Raw genomic sequence first — 14,608 nt, 5'->3', positions numbered from 1 at the left:
GGCCAAGACTACGACCGGCCGGCGGAAGTCGGGAGGGCGCGCACCGTGCGCCCCTTGCCATGAACGGTAGCCAGCAAGCCGGTACCTTCCATGTGGGCGAGTGCACGACGTACCGCTGTACGTGACACGCCGAAGCGCTCGCAGAGCTTAGCCTCAGACGGGTAAGTGTCGCCGATCGCCAGCACGTCCTCCGCGATCACATCCGTCATACGCTCCGCAAGCGAACGGCGGTCGCCCCCTCGGGCGACACGCCAGCCGATCCCTGGTACGGGTTCAAGGGCGCCCTCGGCTTCCAGCACTTTGAGGGCACGACGAACCGTGTTGCGAGCGACACCGTGCGTACGCATGAGAATAGCCTCGGACGGCAGCGGGCCACTGATCTCGCCTGCTTCGATCGCCTTCCGCAGCGCCTCCGAGATGATCAGGTAGGTTCCGCGCGGACTGGCCTCCGACACTTCGGCTCCTCTCATGTCGCTTCGTTGCTTGCTCCCCAGCGTCCCACGCCCGGGCGGCATGCTAACGAGCTGCGGCTATGAAATTGGGGACAGGATCATGGCCACAAGCCCCGACCCCCACTTCACCGGCCTTGTTCATGAGCTATTCGATCAGGTCCATTTCCCTGAGGAACCTGCTCGGACCGCTCGACCTGCCAGGACGCCCTGACCCCCACTCAGGGAACCCAGAAAAGAATACATAAGTTTTAGTTCTTGAACGCGTGACCGCAACGTAGAACTTTCGGCGATCTTCGGCCAATTTCTCCTGATCACGCAGCGAAAGGAAGTGCGGCATCATGCCTTCGTCGGCACCCAAGATCAGCGAAACATCGAATTCCAGGCCCTTGCATGAGGCGACTGTAAAAATTGCAACCCGCCCGTCGCGCCTTCCTCGATGAGCAAGATCAGAGAGTGTCCATTCGGCAAGCTCGCCGTCGCCATTAAAAGCCTCAAGCATCTCGTCGAGAGTGGAGGCATCTTCTGACGTTGCCGGATCCTTGTAAATAGCCGAGAGACCGACGGAGAGAAGTCGATTCACGAACTCAAAAGCGCTTTCCCCATCGACAGTCGAGCTGTCCTTCACGATTTTCATCAATCCGACGTGAATGTCAATATCGCCGGATTCTCTGCGTAGCAGAAATCGCCAGTCTGCGACCAAGTCGGAGAAATCAACACCTTGGCCTGAATCCCCGTGTGTGACCCATGCGGCCAGCTTCTCGATAAATATCGAAACTTTCGAAGATCCGTACGGGCTTGAGTTGTCGCAAACCGGAATCCCGCGCTGCCTGAATACTTCAGCTACTACGGTTGAGTAGTAACCAATCGGACACAAAACGCCAATTTCGTGAGCGGAAGTTCCTGCTGCAATCTCTTGCACAGCTATGTCCGCCGCACGCTCGGCTTGTTCATACACTCCGGCTCGACACCAAAGTGCTTGGACGATGCCACCTTCGGAAACCCCCTGCACTCCCTCGATACTGAGTAGCGAGCTGGCTCGGGAGATGATGTTGCGCGCGCATCGATAGTTCTTATTCAGCTCTACCCTTGTGACCGCCGGATGGGCACTCAATTCATGCAGTAGTTCCGGCCTAGTCCCCGTCCATCCATAGATTGCTTGGTTGTGGTCTCCGACCGCAAAGAGTAGCGCTCTCTTGCCTCCTTCCAGGCAAAGAATGCGAACGATGCGGTCCAATGCTGGTGCCAAGTCCTGGTATTCGTCTACGTAAATCCGCGGGTACTTGGCAATGAGTAGGTCTTTCACGAACTTATTATCTTGGACCACTTCGACGGCAGTTGTGATCAATGAGTCAAAGTCTGTGAGAGACTCACTGGCGAGAATGCGATCAAAATTAGAGGAGACTTTGGCGATCCTCGGACCCGCTAGGGCCCACTCGTCTTCCGTTGCAAGCATTTTGCGATGACGCTCGACCGTTGACCTAATGCCGCGAGTATCTTCCCAATCAGCGTAGACCTCGCCGATTGCCTCCCGGAAGATGCGACCTCTTTGCTTTCGCGTTGCAAGCTGACGCCCCAGTACGTCGCCGCGGCCGCAAACCTCGGCAAAGGGAGCCAAAATTCGTTGAATAGCAAAGCTGTGGACGGTCCCTAAGAACACATTGGCTCTCGGGCGGACACCGAGATGGGCTACACGCCTTCGCAGTTCGCCTGCAGCCGCGTTCGTCAGGGTGATGCCAGAGATACCCTGTGGCTCGGGCAGAGACTCCAGGTCGTATGCAATGCGAGTAGCCAGCAACTTCGTTTTGCCGCTTCCCGGTGGTGCCATGACCACTGCATGCCCAGTCGCGGTAAAGGCATCCCATTGGCGATCATTCCGCCTCAGCTCTTCAATCGAAGCCGCAAGCGATCTCACTGCCCCACCACATACTCAAGAGCGGATCGCAGGTAGTCGGGAAGATCCATCTGCCGCGACATCAAACTGTTTGCGTATCGCCCCTTCCCGCCGACACGCTTGATCATGGACATGCACTGGTAATAGCCAGGGTCAGCGTCACCCCAGAGTTCAATATCGCGAAGTGTCTTAGGAGTGGCAGCAAGCTCTTTAAGGGCGGCTACAGACTCAGCAAGATTTCGGTCCGTTGCTTGCAATAGGTCGTACTCAAACGTTGTACCGCCTACGAAGATGCCTGAATCGCTTGGACTTCCATTTTCTCCGAGTGCAGTCATGAAGCGCTGCGCGCGCAGTTTTCCCGCCTGCCTCTTGTGTCCCTTTTTATCTACCTGGATATCGCCATCTGTGATGGCTGCACAAGGGATTCCCAGAGCTCGGCAAAACTTCAAATATGCCAAGAAGTGAACACCATGGATTGCGCACACGCTCACGCCACTCTTATCCAGGTCAAAACCGTGAGCCTGTGCCAAGTGCGGAATGATTGCCTGCTCTGCATACCCTTCCACCAGCAGAACCCGGCGCGCAAAGATAACCTCTGCCCTCGTAACATCGAGGTATCGGCTAATGTCATCCCATTCGGCCTTGGTTAGGTTGGCTTCCGAAGCGGCCAAAGCCTTCGTGGCTCCCCCTTCGTTGCGAAGCAGAATCAGGTTACGCGGACCGGCGCTGCTCGCAATATGGGGAGACTGTGTAGTCACAAATACGGTCTGGGTGTCGTCGGCAGACTCGATCAGTCGCTTGAAGATGAGCCTCTGAAGGTGTGGGTGCAGGTGCGCTTCCGGTTCCTCGATAGCTAGAATGAAATGCGCAATTTCCTTAAGCAGTTTCTGTTGGATACCCAGCTCCATGAGAGCAAAGTACAAAACATTAAGCGTTCCGAGACTTGCACTTGAGAGCGGCCTCCGAGAGTCCCCGTCAACGAACACCCTTAGGGTCCTAATGAGTCGTTGCGGATCAGTGGATGCAACGCCAAGTTCGGCCTCCAAGGCATGGCTACTCCCCACCATATCGACCATAAGACTGGTGATATTTTCGCCAAGGCTCTTGACTGCCGACAGCTGGCTAACTTGATTGTTGGCTTCTTCTACGGCAGCCGCGATTCGCGAAAGTTCTGCTGGGGTAGCAACCTCAGATGCCGCTTCCAGAAGCTGCCGGAGAGGTGACCTTCGCCAGCCAGCTACGTCTGATTCGACATCACGCAGTGCATGCAGAAAGGCGAGATGGAGGTAGCCGCGAAGCTCAGCCGGCATGAGGTTCCCGTCATCTGAACCTCGGTAGATGACCCAGTTGTAGACTGTTTCGTCTTCCTCCGTCCCAGGAATTACTCTTGGGCCATACTTATACGTAATTCTCGCTCTCAAAGGGTCGCGGGAAACGAGCGCATCGGCCAGCACAGCGCTAACACGTTCATCGTCAGCGAAGTCTTCAATATCGACCGAGATAGTGATCTCTTGTTTTTCCTTTTTGGGATCATAGTCTTCTTGCCCTGCTGATAGGCCGTCCCAAAAATCTTCGGTCCGCAGGTGACGATCACTGTTGGGTAGAGAAGGATCGAAGAGGATCCGCAGCGCGTGGGTCAGGTTACTCTTCCCAACGCGATTCTCTCCCACAATCACATTGGTAGATCCAAGGGGGAGATCAATGTCTGCCAAATTGCGAAAGTTCTTAATCCGCAGTCGACTAATCTTCACGCCGCCCCCTAGGTCTCCGCAGCGCCCCACCGCGCTCACCGGGTGGCAGCATAGGACAGCGGCATGCCCCATGCATATGAAATGGCAGAGACCGTAGCCTGCGTTCACTCGTGAGTATGACAAGGTGCATCAATTTCAGGTCAGTTGGCTGGATTGCACCCTCGATGGCGTGCCGTGACCCTGTCACACCGCTGAAGTGACGGGCCGCCGGCGAGGGGCTGGATGGCGGTGCCGTGTAGCGCAACTCAACCGCCCTGTCCGGCAGCTTCCTCCCTGGGGCTTGGAGCGACCGTAGTGACCGCTCCAGCTGGAGCCACGGATGAATGGCTGTTGCAGCACATTGCGGCCGCTGGCTTCGCACCACGAGCGTCTCAGTTTCCGTCTCATTCACCGGCGTTCGCCGGCGTTCATACCAGGCTCCGGCTGGGTCTCCCCGGCGGAGCGGGCCGAGCATGAACGCAGGTGAACGGGTACGAACATGCTGTGGCAGAGGACCAACAGACTTGGAAAGCGTGTTGGGGGCAACCCCTCACGAGTTCGAATCTCGTATCCTCCGCCATTGCTCTCACCGGGCAATACGTCGAAGGCCCCCGCAGCTCGCTGCGGGGGCCTTCGACGTTCAGGAACGCAACGGCGCCCCCGGGTCTCAGTGGTCGGGCGGGGCCGGAGGACTACGCGTCGGACAGCAACGGGTCGTAGGGGGTCGAGCGCTGACGGCCTGACATGAAGGACAGGAATTCCCGGACGAACGCGCTTCGGGAGTATCGCCCTTCGCCCTCCGCGACGGATCGCGCGAAGCCTCTCCTGAACAGGGCCCGGTACTCCTCGGCGTCGATGGACTGGTCGCCGTCCGCGTCGGTGACATCGAAGAGGACCTCGGCGACCCTGATCAGCGCCGGTCCTGCCAGGGACGGGGCTGCGGCCGCGTACTCGTCAGCGCTCACCCGACCGTCCCCGTCGCTGTCCAGGGCTGCCTGGAGTTCCCTCCACCACGCGGCGAAAGCGTCGTACAAGCGGGTCTCCTCCGGCTCGTCCAGGTCGAGACGGGAGCAGAGTTCCCGGGCCATGGCGGCGAGGTCGGGCCAGTCCAGACAGCCGTCCCCGGTCTGGTCCAGTACCTCGGTGAAGAACTCTCGGGCACCTCGCTGGTCCCCGGCCCCGCCCGGAGCGCCCTGCTGTGCCGCTACCGGTGTGATCAGCCGGAACAGTGCGCCGGCCCGCTTCGTCCGGGTGCGCAGGGTGGTGAGCCTCTCGGACCAGGGCCCGTCGCCGTCCGGCGACAGATTCAGCAGACTGACGACGTTCTCCGTCTGGATCCAGTTGTCGGGCAGGGAACCGGTCAGACGGGCGGCCATGTAGGCACCCTGCATCAGGGTCTGGGCACCAGGGATCTCCGGCAGCCCGGCACGACGGCGGAAGACCTCGGGAAGCGATGCCACGGTGATGGTGCCGATCACGGGCCCTGCCAGTGCGCGACCGGTCGCCCAGAGCGTAGGAAGTCCACGGAACAGCGGCGGCGCCGGCAGATGTTCGAAGAGCTGATAGAGGATGATGCGCAGCGCCTCCGTGTTCTGCAGTTCCTCCGCGACCATGCGGTCGTAGTACTGCCAGAACTCGGGCAGCGTGGGCGGGAGGTGGCCCGCCCGGTCCCCCAAAGCGGCCAGGAATGCCTGGAATTCGGCGTAGAGCCGTTCCATCGTGAGCTGGTCCAGGGGCTGTCCGCTCAGTCGGCACATGGTGACGGAGCTCTCGAAGAGCGTCGCGACCACCCACGCCCGTACCTCGGGGTCCATCGCGTCGTAGGGCTGGTTCCTGGCGTCCGTGCCGCTCAGCCGTGCGTGCAGGCGGTTGAGTCGCGCCGCCTCTCTCTGCCTGGTCTCCTCGTCGGCGCCGAACATGCGCTGCAGGCTCACGAGGGTGTTGCTCAGGCGGCGCCACGGGTGCACCACGAAGGAGGAGTTGTCGGCCAGGGCCGCGCCGATCTGCGGGTGGGCCGCTTCCAGCACCGTGGCCCTGACGACGGCCAGCGCCCATCGCGGATCGTTGAAGAATCGGTGGAACTGCGAGCCGGGGCCGAACAGGGATTCCTCCGGCGGTCCGGCGGCCTCCCGGTCGGAGTTCTCGTACGGCACCCCGGTACCGGGCCCGTTCGGCGTGAAGCGGCTGCTGTCCGTGTCCTTCACTTTTGAGGTCGTCCCTTCGTCTGCGGTGCCACACCGCCGAATCGGCGGTCGCGGCGTCGGTATTCGTGCAGGCACTCCAGAAGGTGCGGCGCACGGAAGTCGGGCCAGAGCACCGGCGGGAAGACCCACTCGGCGTAGGCCACTTGCCAGAGCATGAAGTTGGAGATGCGCTGTTCGCCGGAGGTACGGATCACCAGGTCCACGTCAGGCGTGTCGGGCACGGGCAGATGCGCGGCGAAGCACGCTTGGTCGACGGCATCCGCGGGCACCCCGGCGCGGATGAGGGACCGCGCTGCGGCGACGATGTCCTGCCGCCCGCCGTGGTCGAACGCCACGGTCAGCGTCATGCCGCGATTGGCCTCGGTGAGAGTCATCAGGTCGGCGAAGTCCTGGGCCAGCGGGGCGGGAATGCGCGGGTCCTCGGCTCCCAGGAGCCGGCATCGGATGCCGCGCGCGTGCAGCAGCAGCGCGTGTTTGCGCACCACTCGGCGTACCAGACGCATGAGAAAGTCGACCTCGTCGCCCGGACGCCGCCAGTTCTCGGTGGAGAACGCGTACAGGCTGAGCCATTCGACCCCCGCCGACCGCGCCGCCTCGATGACATCGATCACCGTTGCCTCCGCCGCACGGTGCCCGGACGTGCGCGGCAGGGAGCGTTGCTGCGCCCACCGGCCGTTCCCGTCCATCACGCACGCGACGTGGCGAGGCACCGGGCGCCACCCCTCATCGGGCGGCTGGGACGGTTGCTCCGGAACCGTCCGCACGCCGGGAACCTCCGGCTGCACACCGGCGCTTCCGGCCGGCTCGTCCGTCGCGTGCCTGTGGCCGGATGGCCCTGTCGCACCGAACGTCACTGAATCGCCCCCTTCGACTCGCGCCCGCCGGGCTTCGCCGGGACCGTGATGCCGATTGCGGAGGGCGGAGGCAGCGGGCCACCGGCCTGCGCAGCGCATACCCCGCCTGCTCCTCACTCAGCAGGGTGCCGGTGCCCGAGCCGCCGTGCAGCGCGATGGGCGCCTGTTCACCCGTAGCACGTCAGTCGGAGGGGTCGATGGCGTGCGGGGGCAGCCCGGATGGTGCACGAGATGTTGGCTGCCCCCGCACCCCGCGGTGACGCTGAGCGGGACGTCGCCGGGGTTCAGCGAGCGCGGACGGATCCGCGCCGGTCCCGGAGGACGGAAGGAGCCACGCCATGAGGGTCATGCTGCGAGCACAGCTGGACACCCAGCTCGCGAACGAAGCGGTCAAGAACGGCACCCTGCCGACGATCATGCAGTCGCTCGCGGAACGCCTCAAGCCCGAGGCGGCCTACTTCGGCCCCAGCGAGGGCAAGCGATGCTGCACCTTCGTGTTCGACATGCCGGACAGCTCGCTGCTGCCCTCCATCGCGGAGCCGCTCTTCGAGGGACTCGGCGCGTCGATCGAGATCCAGCCGGTCATGAACACCGAAGACATGAAGAAGGGCCTCGCCGCACTGAAGCAGGGGTGAACCAGGCACAGGTTGAACCAGGAGCCGGCTGAACCAGGCGCTCTGACCCGGAACACTTCTTGATTGCTTCTTCACAGGTCCTTCATGGGTGCGCTCCTACTTTCGTCACCACCGGGCGCAGTGGGTGGCCGGCGGTGGCTGTGAGGAGCACGCGGGGATGAGTGCGCGTCGGAGGTTCAAGGGGCAACTGTGGCTGATGGGTGCGGCGTCGTTGACGGCGCTGGCCCTGACGACGGGCTGCGGTGGTGACGGCGGTGGCGACGGCGAAGTGGCGTCGGCGGGCAGCGCGAAGAGCTCCGCCACCGCATCCGCATCCGCATCCGCGGGCGGTACGAGTGAGCTGGCTGAGTACGTCGACGCCCAGCGCAAGTGGGTCAAGTGCCTGCGTGACGCGGGCCTCGACGCCCCCGACCCTGATGCCAAGGGAAATGTAGACGTCGGCGACCGGTCGAAGTGGAAGCGCGACCCGAAGGCACTGAAGGCGCAGGAAGAGTGCGCCGGCCTCAGCGTGGCCGTGCCGGACAGCGTCGAGAAGGCGCAGCAGCCTCCGCTGTCCGAAACCGAGATCCGCAAGAAGAAGCAGTACGCCACGTGCATGCAGGAGCACGGCGCACCCGACTTCCCCGATACCGACGATTCCGGGCACTTCCAGGACGTCACCTGGGACTCGGCGTCAGCGGGTGCGAAGCGCGCGACGCGTGCCTGCGCTTCCGTCATCGGTATTCCGGACGACGCACCCGTGCCCCAAGGCTGACGGGTTCGAACGGGTGGACGGGATGAACGAGCCGGAGCAGCAGTTCGCCACGGACGGCAGCTCCGCGGCCGAGCACGAAGCCGGAAGCGCCCCCGGAGGCAGACGCCGCCGGGGACCTGCCCTGGTCGCGGTGGGGATTCTCCTGGTCGCCGCGGTCAGCACTGCCGGCGCCCTCGGACTCGGCGGGGGCGATACGGACGATGCCAAGGTGCCTGGCAGAGGGGGCCGGACGGTTCAGGTGTCGCGCGAGACGCTGACCGACCAGACGGAGATCGACGGTCAGCTCGGGCACGGCCCGGAGGTGCCTTTCCCGTTGAAGGCCGAGGGAACGATCACCTGGCTTCCCGCCTCCGGAACCACTGCGCGGCGCGGGCAGCAGGTGCTGCGGATCGATGACCGGCCGGTGGTGCTGCTGTACGGGAGCCTGCCGATGTACCGGGATCTCGGTCTGCAGGAGGCAGCAGCCGGCGAGACCGACGCGAACGGGGGCGGGGACGGGGAGAGGGAGGGGAGCGGGGATGCGAACGGGGGTACTGCCGGCGGAGGCGGCGCGCAAGCCGGCAAGAGCCGCTCCGGCGCTCCGGACACCACCGCACAGCCGGCACCTGACGCGCGGCCGCGATCGGTGCCCCTGCACGGTATGGACGTCCAGCAGTTCGAGAGCAACCTCAGCGCTCTGGGCTATTCGGGCTTCACCGTCGACGAGTCCTACACCGAGCTGACCGCCGCGGCCGTCAAGCGCTGGCAGAAGGATCTCGGTCTGCCGCAGACCGGCACCGTCGACGCCGGCTCCGTCGTCTACGCGTCCGGCGCGGTCCGTATCGCCGGCACCACCGCCCCCGTGGGCTCCGGGGCGGCCGGAAACCCGGTCACGTACACGAGCACATCGCGCATGGTGACCATCAACGCACCGGCGAACGACACGCGCTGGGCGGGGCGTGGCACCACGGTGAGCGTGGATCTCCCCGACGGGAGCTCCGTACCGGCAACCGTGGCGAGTGTGGGCAAGGACGCCTCCGCGTCCAACTCCGGGAAGGAGGGCGAGGCGGCGGGTGCGGGCGAGGGGTCCGGGGAAGCCGCCGCCACGGTGGCTGTCGTGATCGTCTTCAGGGACCAGGAGTCCCTCGGCAGGCTGCAGAGCGGACCGGTCACCGTGCGCTATGTGGCCAAGCGGCGCAAGGACGTCCTGGCCGTTCCGGTCGCCGCTCTCATCGCGCTCGCGGAAGGCGGTTACGGGCTGGAGGGCGCCGCCGAGGACGGCACCGGCGATGGTTCGCCCAGTCGCTTCGTACCGGTCGGAACCGGGCTGTTCGCGGGGGGCAAGGTCGAGGTGAGCGGCGCACAGGTGCGCGAGGGCATGAAGGTGAGGGTCCCCGAATGACCCCAATGACCGCGGGCAGAAGCGGGACGGGGACGGTCGTCGAGTTCACCGCGGTGTCCAAGCGCTATTCCGGTGGGGTGACAGCCGTCGGGGGCGTCGATCTCGGCGTCCGGTACGGCGAGTTGGCCTGCATCGTCGGACCCTCGGGTTCGGGGAAGTCGACCATGCTGCATCTGATGGGAACGCTCGACCGGCCGTCCGGCGGGCGCGTCGTCATCGACGGGTACGACATCGCCGCCCTGTCCGACCGCGAGGTGTCCGCCCTGCGTGCTCAGCGCATCGGGTTCGTCTTCCAGCAGTTCCATCTGGCCGTCGGGGTGCCGGTGCTCGACATCGTCGCCGACGGACTGCTGTACGCCGGTGTGCCGATGCGGGAGCGCCGGCGCCGGGCAGCGCGGGCGCTGGCCCGTGTCGGGCTCAGCCATCGCCTCGGCCATCTGCCCCACCAGCTCTCGGGCGGCGAGCGGCAGCGGGCCGCGGTCGCCCGTGCCGTGATCGGCGAACCGGCTCTGCTCCTCGCCGACGAACCCACCGGCAACCTCGACTCCGCTGCGGGCACCGCGGTCCTGGCACTCCTGCGCGAACTGCACACCGCCGGCACCACGGTGGTGGTGATCACGCACGACCGTGAGATGGCCGAGGTGTTCGACCGGAAGGTGGAGATGCGGGACGGCCGGATCGTCGCCGACAGCGCACACACACCGACCGGTACGGAAGTGCACGGATGACCCCCTCCCGGCATTCCCGGCACGCCCGCGCGGCAGCCTCCGCGCTGCGGCCCGCCAGGCTGGGACCGGCCGACTTCGTACGGCTCGGCGGTACCGGCCTGCGTACGCGCCCCTTGCGGGTGTTCCTGTCCGCCCTGGGAATCGCGATCGGGGTGGCCGCCATGGTCGCCGTCGTCGGGATCTCCGGCTCCGGTCGTGCGGAGGTCGACCACAAGCTCGACCGGCTCGGCACCAACATGCTGCGCGTCGCCCCCGGCCAGTCGCCCGACGGAAGAACGACCAGGCTGCCGCAGGAGGCGGCGGCGATGATCCGGCGGATCGGTCCCGTGCAGCAGGTGGCCGCGACCGGTGAGGTCGAGGGGGCGGCCGTCTACCGCAACGACCGGATGCCCGTCGGCCGCACGGGCAGCATTCGAGTGGCGGCCGCGGACCCGGAGCTGCCGGCCGCTATCGGCACGGAGGTGGCGATCGGCCGCTGGCTGGACAGGGCGACCGAGGAGTATCCGGCCGTCGTACTCGGCGCGCAGGCGGCCCGGCGCCTCGACGCGTACACCCCGGGCACCCGGCTGTGGCTGGGAGGCACCTGGTTCTCGCTCGTCGGGGTGCTGCGGCCGGCCCCCCTCGCGCCGGAGATCGACAGCTCCGCGCTGGTCGGCCGCCAGGCGGCTCGGACGTATCTGCGTTTCGACGGGCACCCGTCGACCGTCTACGTGCGTGCCCGCGACGACCGGGTCGGTGCCGTACGCGGTGTGCTGGCCCCCACCGCGAACCCCGAGAAGCCGGGCAGTGTGCTCGTCTCACGTCCCTCGGACGCGCTGGCGGCCCGCGAGGCCACTGACTCCGCGTTGACCGGGCTGCTGCTGGGACTCGGCGGTGTCGCCCTGCTCGTCGGCGGGGTCGGCGTCGGCAACACCATGGTCATCTCGGTCCTCGAACGCCGGCCGGAGATCGGCCTGCGCCGCGCCCTGGGCGCCACCAGCGGGCAGATCCGCGGCCAGTTCGTCTCCGAGTCGCTGCTCCTCTCGGCACTGGGCGGGCTCGGCGGGACGGTACTGGGTACGGCGATCACCGCCGGGTACGCGTACGTACGGGACTGGCCGACCGCGGTGCCGATGTGGGCGGCGGTGGCCGGCGTGGGGGTCACGCTGGTGATCGGCGCGGTCGCCGGTCTCTATCCGGCGGTACGCGCGGGCCGGCTCGCGCCGACCCAGGCGCTGGCAGGCGGCTGAGCGGCCGGTCCCGTGGAGATGCCCGGCTCCCCCGGGACCGTCGCGCAGGGGGTCACTCGGTGACGGCCGTGAGGGCGACGACGAAGGTGGTTCCGGTCCCCACCACGCTCTCGACCCCGATCGTGCCTCCGTGGTCGGTGACGATCTGCTGGGCGATCGCGAGCCCGAGGCCGCTGCCGCCCGTGGCGCGGCCCCGGGCCGGATCGGCACGCCAGAAGCGGTCGAAGAGCTGGGGCAGGTGCTCGGCCGGTATGCCCTCGCCGGTGTCCCGCACCCGGATGACCGCTGTCCGGCCCTCCCGCCGCAGCTCCAGCGTCACGGTGCCGCCCGGCGCCGTGGCGCGCAGCGCGTTGCCGACGAGGTTTCCGATGACCTGGCGCAGCCGGTCCGGGTCGACCGCCGCGTGCACGGGGAGGGGCGCCGCCAGCTCCAGGGCGACACCCGCCTGTTCGGCCGTTGCCCGGTGCGCTGTACGAGAGGCGTCGAGGACGTTCCGCAGGTCGGTGACCGCGCGATGGTAGGTCAGCACCCCGGCCTCGGCCAGGGCCAGGTCCTGGAGGTCGTCGACGATCCGCTGCTGCAGCATCGCTTCCTCGTGCAGGGAGTCGAGCAGTTCGGGCGTGGGCTCGACGAAGCCGTCCTGGAGCGCTTCCAGGTAGCCCCGCAGATTGGCCAGCGGTGTGCGCAGTTCATGGGCGATGTCGCCGGTCATCCGGCGCTGGCGCTCCTCCGCGCTCCGGAGGGAGTCCGCCATCCGGTTGAAGGCGCGCCCGAGTTCGGCGATCTCGTCGCGGCCGGTGACGGGGACCCGGTGTTCGAGATCGCCGCCGCCGAGGCCGCGGGCCGCCGCGGTCAGTGCACGGACCGGGCGCAGCACGGCCCGGCTCAGGACCAGGGCCGCGACGATCGCCGCGAGCGCGACCGCACCCGCTACGGCCACGGTGGGCGCGGCGGCCAGACCGGCCGGTGACTCGTCGAGCGCCCCGAGGCCGATCTGCAGGCGCGGTGGCGCGACGGCGAGGGTGCGTTCGTTGAACACCCGTTGCAGGCATGCCGAAAGACGAGGATCGCTCTCGCACTTCACCGCGGCGGCGCTGTCCTGTGCGACGTAGGGGGCGGAGTCCCCCGCCGTGGGTTCCTTGCACTGCGCGGGACGCCGGTCGGCCTGGACCCGGGGAATGCCGACGCTGTCCGGACGTGCCGTCACCGCGGCCCCCGCACTCGTCAGACAGGCCGCGTACGCCACCGAGGCCCGGTAATCGGTGATCGCGGTCACCGTGCGCTTGACGGAGGCACGGGGGATCTTGGCGGCGGGGAGCCGGAGCCGGGGACGGGCATCGGCCAGTACGGGAGGCCGGCCGCTCACCTCGCGGGCCGGGCGCCCGGCGAGGACATCGGAGTCGGCGACCAGGACGTCGGTCTCCGTGACGACGCGGATGCGCTGCCCCGTGGCCGCCGAGAGGGAGCGCACCGTGGGCGCCGCTCCCTCCCAGGTGCCGTGCACGAAGCCGTACGTGGTCAGCCCGTCGAGAATGCGGGACACCTCCTCCTGGCCCGCTCTGGCGGATTCCCGCACCTGGTTGTTGGCCTGCCGGAGCGTGAGCCAGGCGGTCGCCGCGGTGGCGGCCATCGCCACCAGCATGAGCAACCCGAGCACCCGCAGCCGGAAACTCATCTCGCGGGCCCGGTGGCGGTGTCCGTGCCTGTGCCGGGCGCCAGCCGGTAGCCACGGCCGTAGACGGTTTCCACGTAGCGCGTGCCCTCGCCGCCCCTCTCCAGCTTGCGCCGCAGGTTCATGACATGGGCGTCGACCGTGCGCGGCAGAACGTTCTGGTCGAACCCGAAGACCCGGTCGATGATCTGGGCCCTCGTGAACACCCGTCCCGGCTCCTCCGTCAGCACGGTCAGAATCGCGAACTCCTTGCCGGTCAGCGCCACCAGCCGCCCGGCGGCCCGTACCTCGAACCGCGCCGCGTCGACCTCCAGGTCCCCCACAGTCAGCACCGCCGGCGCGACGGGGGCGCCAGCCTTCGACCTCCGCAGCAACGCCCGTACCCGAGCGGCCAGCTCCCGGGGGCTGTAGGGCTTCGTCAAGTAGTCGTCGGCCCCGAGGTCCAGCCCGAGCAACAGGTCCTCCTCGGTGCTGCGCGCGGTGAGGAGGAGGATCGGCACCTGCGACTCGGCGCGCAGGATGCGGCAGACGTCGAGTCCGTCGACGTGCGGCATCATCACGTCGAGCACGATGAGGTCCGGCCGCGACGACCTGGCCCGGTCGATCGCCGACCGGCCGTCCGAGACGATCTGGACCTCGTCCCCGGCCTGCTCCAAGTAGATCCGGATCAGCCGCGCCTGTTTCCCGTCATCCTCGGCCACCAATATGCGCGCACTCAACGAGGCTTCCTCCGACTCGATCGCACAACACTTTTGATTGACTACAGAACATATGGCCCATGACCGGCCCCAGGCCCGGTCCGGACAACCGAGCGGTGGCCGGAGCCGGAAACAACCGCAATGACCGGGTGCGGGCAGCCACCACAACCACTTCTTGCCGCTTGCCTGTTACCGGCGCCCGGCTACCGGCGACCAGCGGCCGGGGCGACGGCCGTGCATGACGCCGGCCTGGCACTTCGCCCGCAGGCTCCGTACAGCACACAACCGAAACACACGGTTCCTTCACGGCTTCTCCATTCAAGGACTACCGTCCTTCTGGTGCGCAGCGGCTTGTGCTGTGCCACTGATCAACATGCGCT

Annotated in this window: 12 protein-coding genes; 5 read left to right on the top strand and 7 right to left on the bottom strand. The window is 66.5% G+C overall.

Translation table 11 applies throughout. The features are described 5' to 3' along the window. Positions 1 to 8 precede the first annotated feature (8 nt). The 5 genes from OG408_RS20480 to uppS all read right to left on the bottom strand — a co-directional run bounded on the left by OG408_RS20480 (position 9) and on the right by uppS (position 7,041). Positions 9 to 455 carry a winged helix-turn-helix domain-containing protein gene (locus OG408_RS20480; protein WP_326671218.1) on the bottom strand — a complete coding sequence of 149 codons (447 nt, stop codon included), beginning with the start codon at positions 453 to 455 and terminating at the stop codon, positions 9 to 11. A gap of 142 nt (positions 456 to 597) precedes the next feature. Next, on the bottom strand, positions 598 to 2,364 hold the full coding sequence (locus tag OG408_RS20475; protein WP_326671216.1) for an ATP-dependent helicase: 1,767 nt from the start codon (positions 2,362 to 2,364) through the stop codon (positions 598 to 600). Further along, on the bottom strand, positions 2,361 to 4,094 hold the full coding sequence (locus OG408_RS20470) for an ATP-dependent nuclease (RefSeq protein WP_326671214.1): 1,734 nt from the start codon (positions 4,092 to 4,094) through the stop codon (positions 2,361 to 2,363). The genes OG408_RS20475 and OG408_RS20470 overlap by 4 nt, the downstream gene beginning before the upstream one ends. A gap of 671 nt (positions 4,095 to 4,765) precedes the next feature. Beyond that, complete coding sequence (locus OG408_RS20465) at positions 4,766 to 6,226, bottom strand: oxygenase MpaB family protein (RefSeq protein ID WP_326674565.1); 1,461 nt, start codon at positions 6,224 to 6,226, stop codon at positions 4,766 to 4,768. 47 nt (positions 6,227 to 6,273) lie between these two features. Beyond that, positions 6,274 to 7,041, bottom strand: a complete 768-nt coding sequence (gene uppS, locus OG408_RS20460) for a polyprenyl diphosphate synthase (RefSeq protein ID WP_285564539.1) — start codon at positions 7,039 to 7,041, stop codon at positions 6,274 to 6,276. 428 nt (positions 7,042 to 7,469) lie between these two features. Between uppS and OG408_RS20455 the strand changes: the two genes are divergently transcribed. From OG408_RS20455 to OG408_RS20435, 5 genes are all read left to right on the top strand, one after another. Continuing rightward, positions 7,470 to 7,766, top strand: coding sequence for a DUF3303 family protein (locus OG408_RS20455; RefSeq protein ID WP_266780523.1), 297 nt, complete (start codon positions 7,470 to 7,472; stop codon positions 7,764 to 7,766). Positions 7,767 to 7,923: 157 nt separating this feature from the next. Continuing rightward, a complete protein-coding gene (locus OG408_RS20450) occupies positions 7,924 to 8,520 on the top strand; it encodes a hypothetical protein (protein ID WP_326671211.1) in 597 nt (198 codons plus the stop codon). 22 nt (positions 8,521 to 8,542) lie between these two features. Next, a complete protein-coding gene (locus OG408_RS20445; protein WP_326671209.1) occupies positions 8,543 to 9,901 on the top strand; it encodes a peptidoglycan-binding domain-containing protein in 1,359 nt (452 codons plus the stop codon). Further along, positions 9,898 to 10,629: an ABC transporter ATP-binding protein gene (locus tag OG408_RS20440; RefSeq protein ID WP_266780520.1), complete on the top strand. Its 732-nt coding sequence runs from the start codon at positions 9,898 to 9,900 to the stop codon at positions 10,627 to 10,629. Before OG408_RS20445 ends, OG408_RS20440 begins: the two co-directional genes overlap by 4 nt. Next, entirely contained in the window at positions 10,626 to 11,858 is a 1,233-nt protein-coding gene (locus OG408_RS20435) for an ABC transporter permease (RefSeq protein WP_326671206.1), read from the top strand. The genes OG408_RS20440 and OG408_RS20435 overlap by 4 nt, the downstream gene beginning before the upstream one ends. 52 nt (positions 11,859 to 11,910) lie before the next feature. Here the strand turns inward: OG408_RS20435 and OG408_RS20430 are convergent, their stop codons facing one another. Continuing rightward, the gene (locus OG408_RS20430) at positions 11,911 to 13,533 is read right to left on the bottom strand and encodes a sensor histidine kinase (protein ID WP_326671204.1); all 1,623 of its coding nucleotides are present in this window, start codon (positions 13,531 to 13,533) and stop codon (positions 11,911 to 11,913) included. Then, entirely contained in the window at positions 13,530 to 14,249 is a 720-nt protein-coding gene (locus OG408_RS20425; RefSeq protein ID WP_326671202.1) for a response regulator transcription factor, read from the bottom strand. The genes OG408_RS20430 and OG408_RS20425 overlap by 4 nt, the downstream gene beginning before the upstream one ends. Between the last annotated feature and the right edge of the window lie 359 nt (positions 14,250 to 14,608).

Source organism: Streptomyces sp. NBC_01257, assembly GCF_035917255.1.
In the GTDB taxonomy this organism is placed as follows: Bacteria; Actinomycetota; Actinomycetes; order Streptomycetales; family Streptomycetaceae; genus Streptomyces.
The sequence above is the reverse complement of the archived record's forward strand: the minus strand, read 5'-3'. Positions and strand labels throughout refer to the sequence as shown.